The 13,391-nt window shown below is 68.1% G+C and carries 14 protein-coding genes; 8 read left to right on the top strand and 6 right to left on the bottom strand.

From position 1 onward, the window contains the following. Both VDQ18_RS19010 and uvrB read right to left on the bottom strand, forming a co-directional pair. Positions 1-406 (bottom strand): YdcF family protein (locus tag VDQ18_RS19010; protein WP_323022477.1); only part of this gene is annotated, 406 nt, incomplete at its 3' end. A 6-nt stretch (positions 407-412) separates the two neighbouring features. Then, entirely contained in the window at positions 413-2,578 is a 2,166-nt protein-coding gene (uvrB, locus tag VDQ18_RS19015) for an excinuclease ABC subunit UvrB (protein WP_323022488.1), read from the bottom strand. Between the two features lie 204 nt (positions 2,579-2,782). Between uvrB and VDQ18_RS19020 the strand changes: the two genes are divergently transcribed. Continuing rightward, entirely contained in the window at positions 2,783-3,094 is a 312-nt protein-coding gene (locus VDQ18_RS19020; RefSeq protein ID WP_323022478.1) for an ETC complex I subunit, read from the top strand. 183 nt (positions 3,095-3,277) lie between these two features. Further along, positions 3,278-4,186: a DMT family transporter gene (locus VDQ18_RS19025; RefSeq protein WP_323022479.1), complete on the top strand. Its 909-nt coding sequence runs from the start codon at positions 3,278-3,280 to the stop codon at positions 4,184-4,186. On the opposite strand, the gene VDQ18_RS19030 is transcribed toward VDQ18_RS19025, so the two are convergent. Further along, positions 4,164-5,315, bottom strand: coding sequence for a benzoate/H(+) symporter BenE family transporter (locus VDQ18_RS19030; protein WP_323022480.1), 1,152 nt, complete (start codon positions 5,313-5,315; stop codon positions 4,164-4,166). The two genes, VDQ18_RS19025 and VDQ18_RS19030, sit on opposite strands and share 23 nt — an antisense overlap. Positions 5,316-5,414: 99 nt before the next feature. On the opposite strand from VDQ18_RS19030, the gene VDQ18_RS19035 reads away from it, so the two are divergent. After that, entirely contained in the window at positions 5,415-5,966 is a 552-nt protein-coding gene (locus VDQ18_RS19035) for an XRE family transcriptional regulator (RefSeq protein WP_323022481.1), read from the top strand. Here the strand turns inward: VDQ18_RS19035 and VDQ18_RS19040 are convergent. After that, positions 5,954-6,862 (bottom strand): LysR substrate-binding domain-containing protein, encoded by a 909-nt coding sequence (locus VDQ18_RS19040; RefSeq protein ID WP_323022489.1) that lies wholly within the window; start codon positions 6,860-6,862, stop codon positions 5,954-5,956. The two genes, VDQ18_RS19035 and VDQ18_RS19040, sit on opposite strands and share 13 nt — an antisense overlap. A 102-nt stretch (positions 6,863-6,964) precedes the next feature. Here VDQ18_RS19040 and VDQ18_RS19045 point away from each other — a divergent pair, with 102 nt between their 5' ends. Beyond that, positions 6,965-7,285: a nuclear transport factor 2 family protein gene (locus tag VDQ18_RS19045; RefSeq protein ID WP_323022490.1), complete on the top strand. Its 321-nt coding sequence runs from the start codon at positions 6,965-6,967 to the stop codon at positions 7,283-7,285. 29 nt (positions 7,286-7,314) lie between these two features. Here VDQ18_RS19045 and VDQ18_RS19050 read toward each other — a convergent pair whose 3' ends face one another. Continuing rightward, positions 7,315-7,854 (bottom strand): TetR/AcrR family transcriptional regulator, encoded by a 540-nt coding sequence (locus tag VDQ18_RS19050; protein WP_323022482.1) that lies wholly within the window; start codon positions 7,852-7,854, stop codon positions 7,315-7,317. A 75-nt stretch (positions 7,855-7,929) separates the two neighbouring features. On the opposite strand from VDQ18_RS19050, the gene VDQ18_RS19055 reads away from it, so the two are divergent. The 4 genes from VDQ18_RS19055 to VDQ18_RS19070 all read left to right on the top strand — a co-directional run bounded on the left by VDQ18_RS19055 (position 7,930) and on the right by VDQ18_RS19070 (position 12,531). After that, a complete protein-coding gene (locus tag VDQ18_RS19055) occupies positions 7,930-9,453 on the top strand; it encodes an MFS transporter (protein ID WP_323022483.1) in 1,524 nt (507 codons plus the stop codon). A 24-nt stretch (positions 9,454-9,477) separates the two neighbouring features. Continuing rightward, positions 9,478-10,017, top strand: coding sequence for a GNAT family protein (locus VDQ18_RS19060; RefSeq protein WP_323022484.1), 540 nt, complete (start codon positions 9,478-9,480; stop codon positions 10,015-10,017). Positions 10,018-10,127: 110 nt separating this feature from the next. Next, on the top strand, positions 10,128-11,285 hold the full coding sequence (locus tag VDQ18_RS19065; protein WP_323022485.1) for a CaiB/BaiF CoA-transferase family protein: 1,158 nt from the start codon (positions 10,128-10,130) through the stop codon (positions 11,283-11,285). Between the two features lie 82 nt (positions 11,286-11,367). Further along, positions 11,368-12,531 carry an acyl-CoA dehydrogenase family protein gene (locus tag VDQ18_RS19070; protein WP_323022486.1) on the top strand — a complete coding sequence of 388 codons (1,164 nt, stop codon included), beginning with the start codon at positions 11,368-11,370 and terminating at the stop codon, positions 12,529-12,531. Between the two features lie 5 nt (positions 12,532-12,536). On the opposite strand, the gene truA is transcribed toward VDQ18_RS19070, so the two are convergent. Continuing rightward, positions 12,537-13,307: a tRNA pseudouridine(38-40) synthase TruA gene (gene truA / locus VDQ18_RS19075; RefSeq protein WP_323022487.1), complete on the bottom strand. Its 771-nt coding sequence runs from the start codon at positions 13,305-13,307 to the stop codon at positions 12,537-12,539. Positions 13,308-13,391 lie beyond the last annotated feature (84 nt).

The following is a 13,391-nucleotide window of genomic DNA, read 5'->3' on the forward strand; positions in this document are numbered from 1 at the left end:
CGATCTGGTCCCAGCCGGGGCTGGAGGTGCCGGCCCTGAGGCCGATCTGCCAGGCGATGAGCCGGGCGCGAGGCGCATGATAAGGGTCGGTGACGATCACCACCCGCGCAGCCTCGGGCAGCAAGACTTTGGCGTTGATCAGATTTTCCCGTGTCGAGGTGGAGCGGTCCTCTTCCAGGATCCGGTCCTCGGGGATGCCCGCCTCTCGGCAAAGCCGGGCAATGAGCGCCGCTTCCGTCGGCGGATGAGTGCCCAGCCCGCCGCACCCCATGATCCGTCCGACATGCCCCGCATGGTAAAGCCCGATGGCATGCGCTGTCCGCCGCGCCAGCGTCGGAGAGGGCTCACCCCCGGGCCAGACCGCGGCGCCGAGGACGAGGGCGGTGGGTTTGTCGATGTCAGACAATAGGCCTTACCGCCGCCGGCCCTTGCTTTTCGCCGCCTGCTTGGCATTGGACCCGGCCTTGCCCGCGGTGGAGCGGCCGCGGGTCTTGACGGCTTCCTCGACCGCCTCCTCGACGGCGGATTGGCGGGCCAGCGGGTCGTCGGCGATGGCGAGTTCGACCGCTTCCAGCCGCTTGATCTCGTCCCGCAGCCGCGCGGCTTCCTCGAATTCCAGGTTCTCGGCCGCCTTGCGCATCTCGGTGCGCATCGCGTCGAGATGGGCGGCGAGGTTGGCGCCGACCATAGGCTTCGACACCTTGGTGGTGACGCGCGACTGATCGGTGTCACCCTGCCACAGGCCGCTCAGGACGTCATCGACGTTTTTCCTGACAGTCTGAGGGGTTATGCCGTGTTCTTCGTTATAGGCGATCTGTTTGGCGCGGCGGCGGTTGGTCTCGTCCATCGCGCGCTGCATGGAGCCGGTGATCTTGTCCGCGTACATGATGACCCGGCCATCGGCGTTGCGCGCGGCGCGGCCGATCGTCTGGATCAGCGAGGTCTCGGACCGCAGGAAGCCTTCCTTGTCAGCATCCAGGATCGCCACCAGCCCGCATTCGGGGATGTCGAGCCCCTCGCGCAGCAGGTTGATGCCGATCAGCACGTCGAAGGCGCCAAGCCGCAGATCGCGGAGAATCTCAATCCTTTCAATCGTGTCGATGTCGGAATGCATGTAACGGACGCGGATGCCCTGTTCGTGCAGATATTCGGTCAGATCCTCGGCCATGCGCTTGGTCAGCGTGGTGACCAGCACCCGCAGCCCCTCGGCCGCGACCTTGCGGATTTCGTCAAGAAGGTCGTCTACCTGCATGGAAACAGGGCGGATTTCGACCACGGGGTCCAGAAGGCCGGTGGGCCGGATCACCTGTTCGGCGAAGACACCGCCGGCCTGATCCATCTCCCAGGCGGCGGGGGTGGCCGAGACGAAGACCGATTGCGGGCGCATCGCGTCCCATTCCTCGAACTTCAGGGGGCGGTTGTCCATGCAGGACGGCAGCCGGAACCCGTGATCGGCCAGCACCGATTTGCGCCGGAAGTCGCCCCGGTACATGCCGCCGATCTGCGGCACGGTGACGTGGGATTCGTCGGCGAAAACAATGGCCTGGTCGGGAATGAATTCGAAGAGGGTGGGCGGCGGCTCACCCGGCGCGCGCCCCGTGAGATAGCGCGAATAGTTCTCGATCCCGTTGCAGACGCCGGTGGCTTCCAGCATCTCCAGGTCGAAATTGGTCCGCTGCTCCAGCCGCTGAGCTTCCAGCAGTTTCCCCTCGGCGTTGAGCTGCTTCAGCCGGTGGAACAGCTCTTCCTTGATGCCCTTGATCGCCTGTTGCAGCGTCGGCCGGGGCGTCACGTAATGGCTGTTGGCATAGATGCGGATCTGTTCGAAACTGTCGGTCTTCTTGCCGGTCAGGGGGTCGAATTCGGTAATCGCCTCAAGCTCTTCGCCGAAGAAGCTGAAGCGCCAGGCGCGGTCGTCGAGGTGGGCGGGCCAGACCTCGACAACATCGCCGCGCACCCGGAACGAGCCGCGCTGGAAGCCTGCGTCGTTGCGCCGGTATTGCTGCGCCACCAGCTCGGCGATGAAGCTGCGCGGGTCGTAAAGCTGGCCGACCTTCAGATCCTGGGTCATGGCCGAATAGGTCTCGACCGAGCCGATGCCGTAGATGCAGCTGACCGAGGCGACGATGATCACATCGTCGCGCTCAAGCAGCGCCCGGGTCGCCGAGTGGCGCATCCGGTCGATGGCCTCGTTGATCTGGGATTCCTTCTCGATATAGGTGTCGGTCCGGGCGACATAGGCCTCGGGCTGGTAGTAATCGTAGTAGCTGACGAAATACTCGACCGCATTGTCGGGGAAGAAGCCCTTGAATTCGCCGTATAATTGCGCGGCCAGCGTCTTGTTCGGCGCCAGGATGATCGCCGGGCGCTGCGTCTCCTCGATGATCTTGGCCATGGTGAAGGTCTTGCCGGTGCCCGTCGCCCCCAGCAGCACCTGGTTGCGCTCGCCCTCCCTGAGACCGCCCGCCAGTTCGGCGATGGCCGTGGGCTGGTCGCCTGCGGGCTGGAAGGGCGTCTTCAGCACGAATTGCTTGCCCCCCTCCAGCTTTTCGCGCCGGGGGGCGGCCATCATCGGCATTTCGTTCAGGACATCGGGGCGGTTGTTGTGCATCGGGCGGACCTTTGGCTTCGTGCCTAGAATTGTGCCTATTTTGTTCTTCTGCAAGGGGCGGTGGCGCTGCCGGGGCCTCGCAGGCGCGGAAAGCGGCGCAAAGCCTTGCCGGAAAGCCTTGTCAGGGGGGGCCGAATTTCGGATAAGGCGGCAAGTCAGACGGAGTCTTCCATGCGCGCCCGTATCTATCGTCCCGCCCGCAACGCCATGCAATCGGGCATGGCCCGCACCAAGCAGTGGATTCTCGATTTCGCCCCGGCCGAAGCGCGCGAGAAGGACCCGCTGATGGGCTGGACCGGCTCGGGCGACACGCAGTCGCAGGTGCGGCTGCGCTTCGCGACCCAGGCCGAGGCCGAGGCCTATGCCCGCGCCAATGGCATCGACTATGTGGTGCAGGCCCCGAAAGAGCGGGCGGCCAACATCCGCGCCCAGGGCTATGGCGAGAATTTCGCGACCAACCGCAAGCAGGTCTGGACGCATTGAGCGGCTAGGCCGGAGGGGGCAGCTGCCCCGGGATCCGGGTCGAGGCTGATGCGAGGGCGCCCTGTCGGGGCGCCTTTTGTTTTTTGCGGCGCGGGGGCTCCCTGCGGCGACACTTCGGTCTGGATGGAAGCAACGGGGGAGGCGGGCGGGGTAACACCGGGCCGACATCACAGGAAGCCCCCGATGCAGAGCCAGGACAAGACCCTCGATTACGCCCTGCTGGGGTTTCTGGCGCTGCTCTGGGGGTCGTCCTATATCTTTACCAAAGTGGCGGTGGCCGAGATCCCGCCGGTCACGCTGATCGCGCTGCGGGTCGCGGGGGCGGCGCTGTTTCTCGGACTGGTCCTGTGGATCCGTGGCGAGCACCTGCCGCGCGGTTGGCGGCTTTGGGGCAAGCTGGGGCTTCAGGCCTTCTTCAACAGTATCGGCGCCTGGACGGTGCTGGCCTGGGGGCAGCAGCATGTCGAGGCCGGTCTGGCGAGCGTGCTGAATTCGACCTCGCCGATCTTCGTCTTCCTCTTCGCCGCGCTCTTCACGCGCGAGGCGCTTGGCGGGCGCAAGCTGGCCGGGGCGCTGCTGGGGCTGGGCGGCGTGGTGCTGATCGTGGGGGTCGAGGCGCTGGCGGGGCTGGGCGAGTCGGTGGCCGGGCAGCTGGCCTGCCTCGTGGGTGCGATGCTCTACGCGGGGGCGGCGCTTTATGGGCGCAATTTCGCGCGGGTCGGGGCCTTGCAGACGGCGCTGGGGACGATGATCTGGGCGACGCTGGTGCTGGTGCCGCTGGCCTTCGTGGTCGAGGCTCCCTTGAGCCTCAGGCCAAGCCCCATGGCGCTCGCGGCGACGCTGATGCTCGCGGTCTCCTGCACCGGGATGGCGCTGCTGGTCTATTTCCGGCTGGTGCGGACATTGGGGCCGCTGGGCGTTGCCAGCCAGAGTTACCTGCGGGCGGGAATCGGGGTGCTGCTGGGGGTGGCGGTGCTGGGCGAGCGGCTCTCGCTGCCGGTGGTGCTGGGTCTCTGCGCGGCGATCGCCGGGGTCTGGATGATGAACGGCGGGCCCCGGCGCGCGGCGGTCAGCGCGCCCGGCGCAGGGTGAACCGGACCACCAGCCCCAGCAGCAGCGCCCAGAACGGCGCGCCGATCCCGTAAAGGCTGAAACCGCTCGCCGTGGTCATGAAGGTGAGGAGGGCGGCCTCGCGCTCGTTCTTCGGGGCCATCGCCGCCGACAGGCTGTTGCCGATGGAGCCCAGCAGCGCCAGCGCGGCGATGGTCAGGACCAGCGCCCCGGGGAGGATGAGGAACAGGCCGATCACCGTGGCCCCCATCAACCCGATGACGACATAGAAGCTGCCAGCAAACAGCGCGGCCTTGTAGCGGGTGCGGGGATTGTCATCGGCGTCCGGCCCGGTGCAGATCGCCGCGGTGATGGCAGCAAGGTTGAAGGCGTAGCCGCCGAAGGGGGCCAGCACCAGGCTGAAGAGCCCGGTCACGGTGATGGCCCGGCCGATGTCGGGCGTGTAGCCGTCGGCGCGCAGCGTCACCACGCCCGGCATGTTCTGCGAACTCATGGTCACCAGGAACATCGGCAGCCCCAGCCCGATCAGCGCGGGCAGCGAGAATTCGGGCATGACGAATTCCGGCCGGGCGAGGGCGACCGGCAGGCTGACGCCCTCGAACCCCCCCGTCGCCGCCACATAGGCCAGGCCCGCGAAGAACACCCCGGCAATCGCGTAGCGCGGCGCCAGGCGTTTGAGCGCGAGATAGGCGGCGCCCATCAGCAGCACCAGCGTTCTGTCGGTGCCGAGCGGGTCGAAGATCTTCATGCCGAAGGAAAACAGGATCCCCGCCAGCATCGCATTGGCCAGGCTGTCGGGGATCAGCCGTGTGAGCTTGTCGAACCAGCCGCTGAGGCCGGTGGCGATCAGGAGCAGCGCGCAGAGGATGAAGGCGCCGGTGGCCTGGGGCAGGGTGAGGCCGCTGCTCAGCGCGATCAGCGCCGCGCCCGGGGTCGACCAGGCCGTCAGCACCGGCATCCGGTTGCCCAGCGACAGGACCAAGGTCGACAGCCCCATGCCCAGCCCCAGCACCAGCATCCAGCTGTTGGCCTGGGCATCGGTCGCGCCCAGCCGGTCGATGGCCTGAAAGATGATGGCGACCGAGCTGGTATAGCCCACCAGGACGGCGATGAAGCCGGCCGCGACATGCGAAAGCTTGAACGGGAGCAAGGCGGCCTCTAAGCAGGAAGCGTGCGTTATTGCGGTCGATCCCCTTTACGCTCGTGCGCTATAACGCACAAGATGGAAAGCTGCGGAGGCCGCCGAGAGATGACAGAAACACGCGGCGGCGATCTGGTCGGGGCCAATCTGCGCAAGGCGCGGGGGCAGGCGGGGCTGAGCCTGTCGCAGGCGGCCGAGCTGACCGGGGTCAGCAAGGCGATGCTGGGCCAGATCGAGCGCGGCGAGAGCAGCCCGACGCTGGCGGTGCTGTGGAAGCTCTGCAAGGGGCTGCAACTGCCGTTGACGGCCCTGATCGGCCCGGCCGCAACGCCCTCGGCCCGAGGGCCGTCCGAGGGGCAGGCGCCGGTCCGGGATGGCCCCTCCTTCCGCACGCTCTTTCCCTTCGATCCGAAGACCGGATCCGAGGTCTTCCTGCATGACCTCGCCCCGCATTGGCAGCATCTGTCGGCCGCGCATGGCGCCGGGGTGATCGAGGATGTCTTCGTCGTCGAGGGCGTGGTGGAGATCCTGCTGGAGGGGGAATGGCAGCGGGTCGATTGCGGTCAGGCGCTGCGCTTCAACGCCGACCAGCCGCATGGCTATCGCAACCCGCTGGCCACGCCCTCACGCTTTCACAACACGATGCATTATCCGCGTTGAGCGGCGCCGCGCGTCGCGGCCTCGCGCACCAGTGTCAGGAAGGCGGTGAAACCGGCCGTCGGGTGCCGCCTGCCGGGGTAGTAAAGGCTGAAGCCGGGACGGGGCGGTGTCCAGTCCTCGAGCAGGCGGATCAGGCGGCCGGCGGCGATATCTGCGGCCACGTCTTGTTCGATGAAAAAGCCGATCCCGGCGCCTTGCAGCACCGCGGTGCGGGCGATGGCGGGTTCGTCCAGCGTCAGGCGTCCCCTGGCCTCGACCTGCACCGCCTCGCCCCGGCGCTGGAATTGCCAGGGGAAGAGGGCGCCGTTCGGCAGGCGCACGCGCAGGCAGTCGTCGGGGCGCAGATCGGCGGGGGTTCGGGGCAGGGGGTGGCGGGCAACCCAGTCGGGTGAGGCCACGACCGCATAGCGTTGCGGCCTCCCCAGCGGCAGGGCGATCATGTCGCGCGGCACCAGATCGGCAGGGCGGATGCCCAGATCGAACCCCTCGGCGACGATATCGACCAGGCGGCCTTCGGTCACCAGATCGACCTGCATCTCAGGATAGCGGCGCAGGAAATCCACCACCAGCGGCGCGATCTCGCGCCCGGCCTGGACCGAGGCGTTGATCCGCAACAGGCCCGAGGGGGTGCTGCGCAGCGATTGCGCGCTCTCCATCGCGCCGCGGATCTCGGCCAGGGCGGGGCCGATACGCTCGACAAAGGCCTGCCCGGCGTCACTGAGCGACACGCTGCGCGTCGTCCGGTTGAAAAGCCGCACGCCGAGGCTGGCCTCGAGCCGCCCGATGGCATGCGACAGCGCCGTGGTCGACATGCCGAGGTCCAGCGCCGCCGCCCGGAAGGAACCCCGCCGGGCGATGGCCAGCACCGCCTCAAGCCCTTTCAGCCCGGTCTCCATCATAATCCCGTTTTCGGCATCAAAGCATACCGATTTATCCCGATTATCGGCATTGAGATCCAGACCTATCTTGCGGGAGACCCAGACATGAAAGGACATCCCATGAAGCTTCCCGCCGCCGTCAGCACCTATTTCACCGCCCGCGCGCCCGAGGATGGCGCGGCCTTCGCCGCAGCCTTCGCCCCCGAGGCCATCGTCCATGACGAAGGGCAGCGCCATCAGGGCGGCCCGGCGATCCGCGACTGGTGGCTGGCCGCCAAGGCCAAGTACCGCCACGAGGCCGTGCCGCTGGAGGTCACCGAGGCGGGCGGCAAGACATGGGTCCGCGCCCGGGTCACCGGCGATTTCCCGGGAAGCCCGGCGGTGCTGACCTTCACCTTCGGGCTCAGGGACGGGCGGATCGCCGAACTTGCCATCGGCTGAGCCCGACAGGCGGCAGCTGGCCAGATCCCTCAGGGCCTGCCCAGCCGCCGCAGGATTGCTTCCACATCGTCCAGAAGCCGGGTCCAGCCGCCCTCTGCGTCTATGCCGTTGATCCGCATCAGGAACAGGCCCTCGACCGCCAGAAAGGCCACGCGGGCGGCCTGGGCCTCGGGGCTGTCGCCGGTGAGGCGGGCGAAGGTCGCGTGATACCAGTCGCGGGTGGCCTGCAGATTGGCCGGATCCTCCAGATAGCTGACCAGCAGCGCCGCCATCTTGGCGTTCATCGCCTGTTGCGAGACGCGCGTCGCCTTGATGTAGCGCAGCGCGAAGTCGACCGGGTCCGCAGGCGCCGGATCGCCGAGCAGGGCGTCGAACCTGTCGGTCCAGCGGTCGATCAGGGCCCGCACGAGGGCATCCTTGCTGGCGAAGGAATATTGCACGCCTCCCTTCGAGATCCCGGCCGCCTGCGCCAGCGCGCCGATGGTCAGCGCGCCGCCGCCGCCCTGGCGCACGATCTCGTCGGCCAGATCCAGCAGGGCCTCACGGCTGATTGTCGGTGTCCGTCCCATGTCGCCTCACAATCGGATTGAATTCCATACGTATGTATTTATATCGGCGCCTGCAATCATGTTGTCAGGTGATCCATGTCCTCTCCGACCCCCGATCCGAAACGCTGGCTGGTGCTGCTGGCGGTGATGCTGGCCTTCCTGCCGGTGGTGCTGGACATGACCATCCTGCATGTCGCGGTGCCACGGCTGACGCAGGCGCTGAATGCCTCGGGCACCGAGGTGCTGTGGATCATCGACATCTATCCCTTGCTGATGGCGGGGCTGCTGGTGCCGATGGGCACGCTGTCCGACCGGGTCGGCAACCGCCGCATCCTGTTGACCGGCCTCGTGATCTTCGCCGCGGCCTCGGTCTGGGCGGCCTTCGCGCAAAGCGCGGGCGCGCTGATCGCGGCGCGGGTGTGCCTGGCGCTGGGCGGCTCGATGATCATGCCCTGCGTGCTGGGCCTGATCCGCAAGACCTTCGAGGATGCGGGCGAACGCGCGATCGCGCTGGGCCTTTGGGGCACGGTGGGGTCGGCGGGCGCGGCGGTGGGGCCGCTGGTCGGCGGCGCGCTGCTTGAGCATTTCTGGTGGGGGTCGGTGTTCCTGATCAACGTGCCGGTCATGCTGGTCGTGGCTCCGGCCTGCTGGTTCCTCCTGCCGCGCGTCGAGGCCACGACGCCGGGCCAGTGGCGCATCGGTCAGGCGCTGCTGCTCATCCTTGGCATGATCACTGCGGTCTATGCCGTCAAGGCCGGTTTCGGCGGCAAGCAACCCTGGTCCGTCGCCGGGCTGGTGCTGGTTTTCGGCATCGCCACGCTGACCCTTTTCGCGCGTCAGCAGCTGCGCTCGGCCGAGCCGATGCTGGACCTGTCGCTGCTGTCGCGTCCGGCGATCCTGGCGGGTCTGCTGATGGCGATGGTCGCCGCGGGGGCGCTGGCGGGGGTGGAACTGACGCTGGCGCAAGAGCTGCAATACGTGCTGGACAAGACGCCGCTGCAGGCGGGCCTCTTCATGGTGCCGATCATGGCGGCGGCGGCCATCGGCGGGCCGGTCGCGGGGTTCCTGTCCAACCGCTTCGGCCTGCGCCTTGTGGCGAGCCTGTCGCTGCTGATCGCCGCGGCCTCGCTGCTGATGCTGGCGCAGAGCGATTTCCACGAGCCGGGCCTTGCGGTGCCGGTGGCGCTGGCGGTGCTGGGGCTGACGCTGAGCATCGGCCTGACCGCCTCGTCCATCGCCATCATGGGCGCTGTGGAGGCCAGCAAGGGCGGCGCTGCCGGGTCGCTGGAGGCCACGGGTTATGAGCTGGGCACCGGGCTGGGCATCACCTTCTTCGGGGTCTTCATGTCGGGCGTCTTCAGCCGCGCCATGGAGCTGCCCGCCTCGATCCCCGCGAGCCTCGCGGCCGAGGCCAGCCGCACCATCGGCGACGCCTATATCGTGGCGGGGCGGCTGGGCGGCGCTGAGGGCGCGGCGCTGATCGAGGCGGGGAAAGCCGCCTTCACCCAGACCCATGCCGTTTTGCTGAGCACCTCGGCCGGGATCGTCACGGCGCTGGCGGTGGTGGTGTTCTTCGCCCTGGCCGGGCATCGCCCCGCGACTGCCGCGACCCATCACTAAGGCACTTTGTCGGAGATATGAGCCATGCAACCCCTTGAAACCGAACGCCTCCGCCTGCGAAACTTCCGCGAGGGGGATGCCGAGGGCCTGTTCGCCTATCTGCAGGCCCCGGTGGCGAGCTGCTTCCTGTCGTTGACCCAGAAAGACCTCGATGCGGCGCAGGCCGAGGCCCGGGCGCGCAGCAAGGACGATGCGCAGATCGCCGTCTGCCTGAAGGATACCGACGCGCTGATCGGCGATCTTTTCGCGCATCCCGAGGAGGACACGGTCTCGGTCGGCTGGAACTTCAACCCGGCGGTCGCGGGGCAGGGCTATGCCGTCGAAGCGGCACAGGCGCTTTTCGCGCATCTCTTCGACGCGGTCGGGGCGCGGCGGCTCTATGCCTATGTCGAGGATCACAACCTGTCCTCGCAGCGGCTTTGCGAACGGCTGGGCATGCGGCGGGAGGGGCTGTTCCTGGAGTACATCTCGTTTCGCAACGACGCCGAGGGCCAGCCGGTCTATGAGAACACCCTGCAATACGCCCTGCTCAGGTGGGAATGGGAGGGGCGGCGCCTCGGCTGATCGCCGCCGCCTTTTCCTTGCCGCCAGCCTGCCGGTGTCGCACAACCGGGCAGGGAGGACGCCGGGCGGGCATCGCCACGCTCCGGCCGGCCGAGCGGAGGAGCACCTGCATGCCTGACCAGACCGACCCGATCCCCCGCGCGATGTCCGGCAAGCCGCTGGCGGGCCTTCTGGTCGTGGCCCTCGAACAGGCGGTGGCGGCGCCGCTTTGCACCGTGCGGCTGGCCGATGCGGGCGCCCGGGTCATCAAGATCGAGCGCGCGGGCGGCGAGACCGCGCGGCATTACGATGCGGCGGTGCTGGGAACCTCCGCCTATTTCGCCTGGCTCAACCGGGGCAAGGAAAGCGCGGTGCTGGATCTCAAGGCCGAGGCCGATCTGGCACTTCTGCGCGCGCTTCTGGCCCGCGCCGATGTGCTGGTGCAGAACCTCGTCCCCGGGGCGCTGGCCCGGATGGGCCCGTCGCCCGAGGTCATCGCCCGCGATTATCCGCGCCTCATCGCCGTCTCGATCAATGGCTACGGGCAGGACACGCCCTATGCCGGGATGCGGGCCTATGACATGCTGGTCCAGGCCGAAAGCGGGATTTGCGCGGTGACCGGCACGCCCGAGACGCCCTCGAAGATCGGGGTGTCGGCAGCGGATATTGCCACGGGGATGAATGCCCATGCCGCGGTTCTGGAGGCGCTGATCGCACGGGGTCAGACCGGGCGCGGCGCGCAGATCGAGATTGCCATGTTCGACGGCATGGCCGAATGGATGAGCGTGCCCTTGCTGCATCGGACCTATGGCGGGCGCGACACCGGGCGGCACGGGCTTTCGCATGCCTCGATCTATCCCTACCGGCCCTTCGCCTGCGCCGATGGCAGCCTGATCGTGGCGACCCAGACCAACGCCGAATGGGCGCGGCTTTGCAAGGGGGTGCTGGAGAGGCCCGATCTGGCCCAAGACCCGGCCTATGCCAGCAATGCGCTGCGGGTCGAGAACCGCGCCCGGCTCGATGCCGAGGTCGAGCCCGGTTTCGCCGCGCTGACTACGGCCGAGGCCATCGCCCGACTCGACGCCGCGGGCATTGCCTGGAGCCGCTACAGCACGCTGGCGGATCTGGAGGTGCACCCGGCGCTGCGGCTGATGCCGGTGACGCTGGCCGACGGGCGCGCGGTCTCGATGCCGCGACCGGCGGGGCGGGGCGCGGATTTCGCGCCGGGTCCGGTGCCGGGGCTGGGCGCGGCCACCGAGGCCCTGCGCCGGGAGTTCGCGGGCGGGTGATCCCGCGCGTCCCGCGCCCTTGACGATTGTCCTGGGGGGATCGGTCTGGCACATCTGGTCCGTCTTGCAACCGGAGCCCGCGATGACCCTGTCCCGATCAACCGACCATCAGGAAATCCGCGACGCGGTGCGGGCGCTTTGTTCGCAATTTCCCGACGAATACCACCGCCGGATCGACGCCGAGCGCGCCTATCCCGAGGCGTTTGTCGAGGCGCTGACCCGGGCGGGCTGGATGGCGGCACTGATCCCCGAGGAATACGGCGGCTCGGGGCTGGGGCTGACCGAAGCCTCGGTCATCATGGAGGAAATCAACCGCTCGGGCGGCAATTCCGGCGCCTGCCACGGGCAGATGTACAACATGAACACCCTGATCCGGCACGGCTCCGAGGAGCAGCGCCGCCGCTATCTGCCGAAGATCGCCTCGGGCGAGCTGCGCCTGCAAAGCATGGGGGTCACGGAACCCACCACCGGCACCGATACCACTCAGTTGAAGACCACGGCGGTCCGCAAGGGCGACCGCTATGTGGTCAACGGGCAGAAGGTCTGGATCAGCCGGGTGCAGCATTCCGACCTGATGATCCTGCTGGCGCGCACCACGCCATTGGCCGAGGTGGCGAAGAAATCCGAGGGGCTGTCGATCTTCCTCGTCGACATCAAGGCGGCGATGGGCTCGGGCATGGAGGTCCGGCCGATCCCCAACATGGTCAACCACGAGACCAACGAGCTGTTCTTCGACAATCTGGAACTTCCGGCCGAGAACCTGATCGGGGAGGAGGGGCAGGGGTTCCGCTATATCCTGACCGGGCTCAATGCCGAACGGGCGCTGATCGCGGCGGAATGCATCGGCGACGGCTATTGGTTCACCGACCGGGTGACGCGCTATGTCTCGGAGCGGACGGTCTTCGGCCGGCCCATCGGCCAGAACCAGGGCGTGCAATTCCCCATCGCCGAGGCCTTCATCGAGATCGAGGCGGCGAACCTGATGCGCCACCGGGCCTGCGCGCTCTATGACGCGGGCCAGCCCTGCGGGACCGAGGCGAACATGGCGAAATACCTCGCTGCCAAGGCCAGCTGGGAGGCGGCGAATGCCTGCCTGCAATTCCACGGCGGCTTCGGCTTTGCCTGCGAATACGACATCGAGCGCAAGTTCCGCGAGACGCGGCTCTATCAGGTGGCGCCGATCTCGACCAACCTGATCTTGTCCTATGTCGCCGAGCATGTCCTCGGCCTGCCGCGCTCGTTCTGAGCGCGTCAGGCGGTGAAGGGGTCTTCGGGGTAGCCGACGCCGGTCAGGGTCAGGCCCTGCGGCGGGCAGACCGGGCCGCAGGCGGCGCGGTCGCGGGCTGCCAGCGCCTCGGCCATCCGGCCGGGCGGCCAGGCCCCGGCGCCGATCCGCTCCAGCGTGCCGACGATGGAGCGCACCTGGTTGTGCAGGAAGCTGCGGGCGCGCAGATGCAGGCGGAATTCCTGGCCCGCGGGATAGGGGTGTTCCTCGATGCGGATCTCGTCCAGCGATTTCACCGGCGATTTCGCCTGGCAGAGGCTGGCGCGGAAAGTGGTGAAATCATGGGTGCCGATCAGCGCCTGCGCTGCCTCCTGCATGGCGCCGAGGTCGAGCCGGTGGCGCACCTGCCAGACAAGGCCCCGGTCCTGCACCACCGGCGCCCGGCGGGCCACCAGCCGGAAGGTATAGCGCCGCTCGATGGCCGAGAAGCGGGCGTGGAAATCCTCGGACACCCGCGCGCAGGCGGTGATCGCGACGGGAAGGGGCTTGAGGTGATGGTTCACGGCCTCCATCAGCCGCTCGGGCGCCCAGTCGCGGATCAGATCGGCATGCGCGACCTGCCCGGTGGCATGAACGCCCGTGTCGGTGCGCCCAGCGGCGGCGAGGCGGGGTTCCTGCGGTTCGAGGCGGGCCAGAGCCTCCTCCACCGCTTGCTGGACCGAGGGTTGGCCGTCCTGGCGCTGCCAGCCGTTGAACGGGGCGCCGAGATACTCGAGGCGAAAGGCGTAGCGGGGCATCGCGGGCTCCGGTGGCAGGCGGGGAACCGGGGGGCCAGCCCCCCGGACCCCCCGGGATATTTGAGGCGCAAAGAAGGGGTCAGA

This window comes from Pararhodobacter sp., assembly GCF_034676075.1.
Classification (GTDB): domain Bacteria; phylum Pseudomonadota; class Alphaproteobacteria; order Rhodobacterales; family Rhodobacteraceae; genus Pararhodobacter.

What these genes read in the sequence shown, in the direction of transcription:
- VDQ18_RS19020 (WP_323022478.1), top strand. Translation starts at nt 2,783, where the DNA reads ATGCGCGCCCGTATCTATCGTCCCGCCCGCAACGCCATGCAATCGGGC.
- VDQ18_RS19065 (WP_323022485.1), top strand. Translation starts at nt 10,128, where the DNA reads ATGCCTGACCAGACCGACCCGATCCCCCGCGCGATGTCCGGCAAGCCG.
- VDQ18_RS19045 (WP_323022490.1), top strand. Translation starts at nt 6,965, where the DNA reads ATGAAGCTTCCCGCCGCCGTCAGCACCTATTTCACCGCCCGCGCGCCC.
- VDQ18_RS19035 (WP_323022481.1), top strand. Translation starts at nt 5,415, where the DNA reads ATGACAGAAACACGCGGCGGCGATCTGGTCGGGGCCAATCTGCGCAAG.
- VDQ18_RS19040 (WP_323022489.1), bottom strand. Translation starts at nt 6,862, where the DNA reads ATGGAGACCGGGCTGAAAGGGCTTGAGGCGGTGCTGGCCATCGCCCGG.
- truA (WP_323022487.1), bottom strand. Translation starts at nt 13,307, where the DNA reads ATGCCCCGCTACGCCTTTCGCCTCGAGTATCTCGGCGCCCCGTTCAAC.
- VDQ18_RS19025 (WP_323022479.1), top strand. Translation starts at nt 3,278, where the DNA reads ATGCAGAGCCAGGACAAGACCCTCGATTACGCCCTGCTGGGGTTTCTG.
- VDQ18_RS19070 (WP_323022486.1), top strand. Translation starts at nt 11,368, where the DNA reads ATGACCCTGTCCCGATCAACCGACCATCAGGAAATCCGCGACGCGGTG.
- VDQ18_RS19055 (WP_323022483.1), top strand. Translation starts at nt 7,930, where the DNA reads ATGTCCTCTCCGACCCCCGATCCGAAACGCTGGCTGGTGCTGCTGGCG.
- uvrB (WP_323022488.1), bottom strand. Translation starts at nt 2,578, where the DNA reads ATGCCGATGATGGCCGCCCCCCGGCGCGAAAAGCTGGAGGGGGGCAAG.
- VDQ18_RS19060 (WP_323022484.1), top strand. Translation starts at nt 9,478, where the DNA reads ATGCAACCCCTTGAAACCGAACGCCTCCGCCTGCGAAACTTCCGCGAG.
- VDQ18_RS19050 (WP_323022482.1), bottom strand. Translation starts at nt 7,854, where the DNA reads ATGGGACGGACACCGACAATCAGCCGTGAGGCCCTGCTGGATCTGGCC.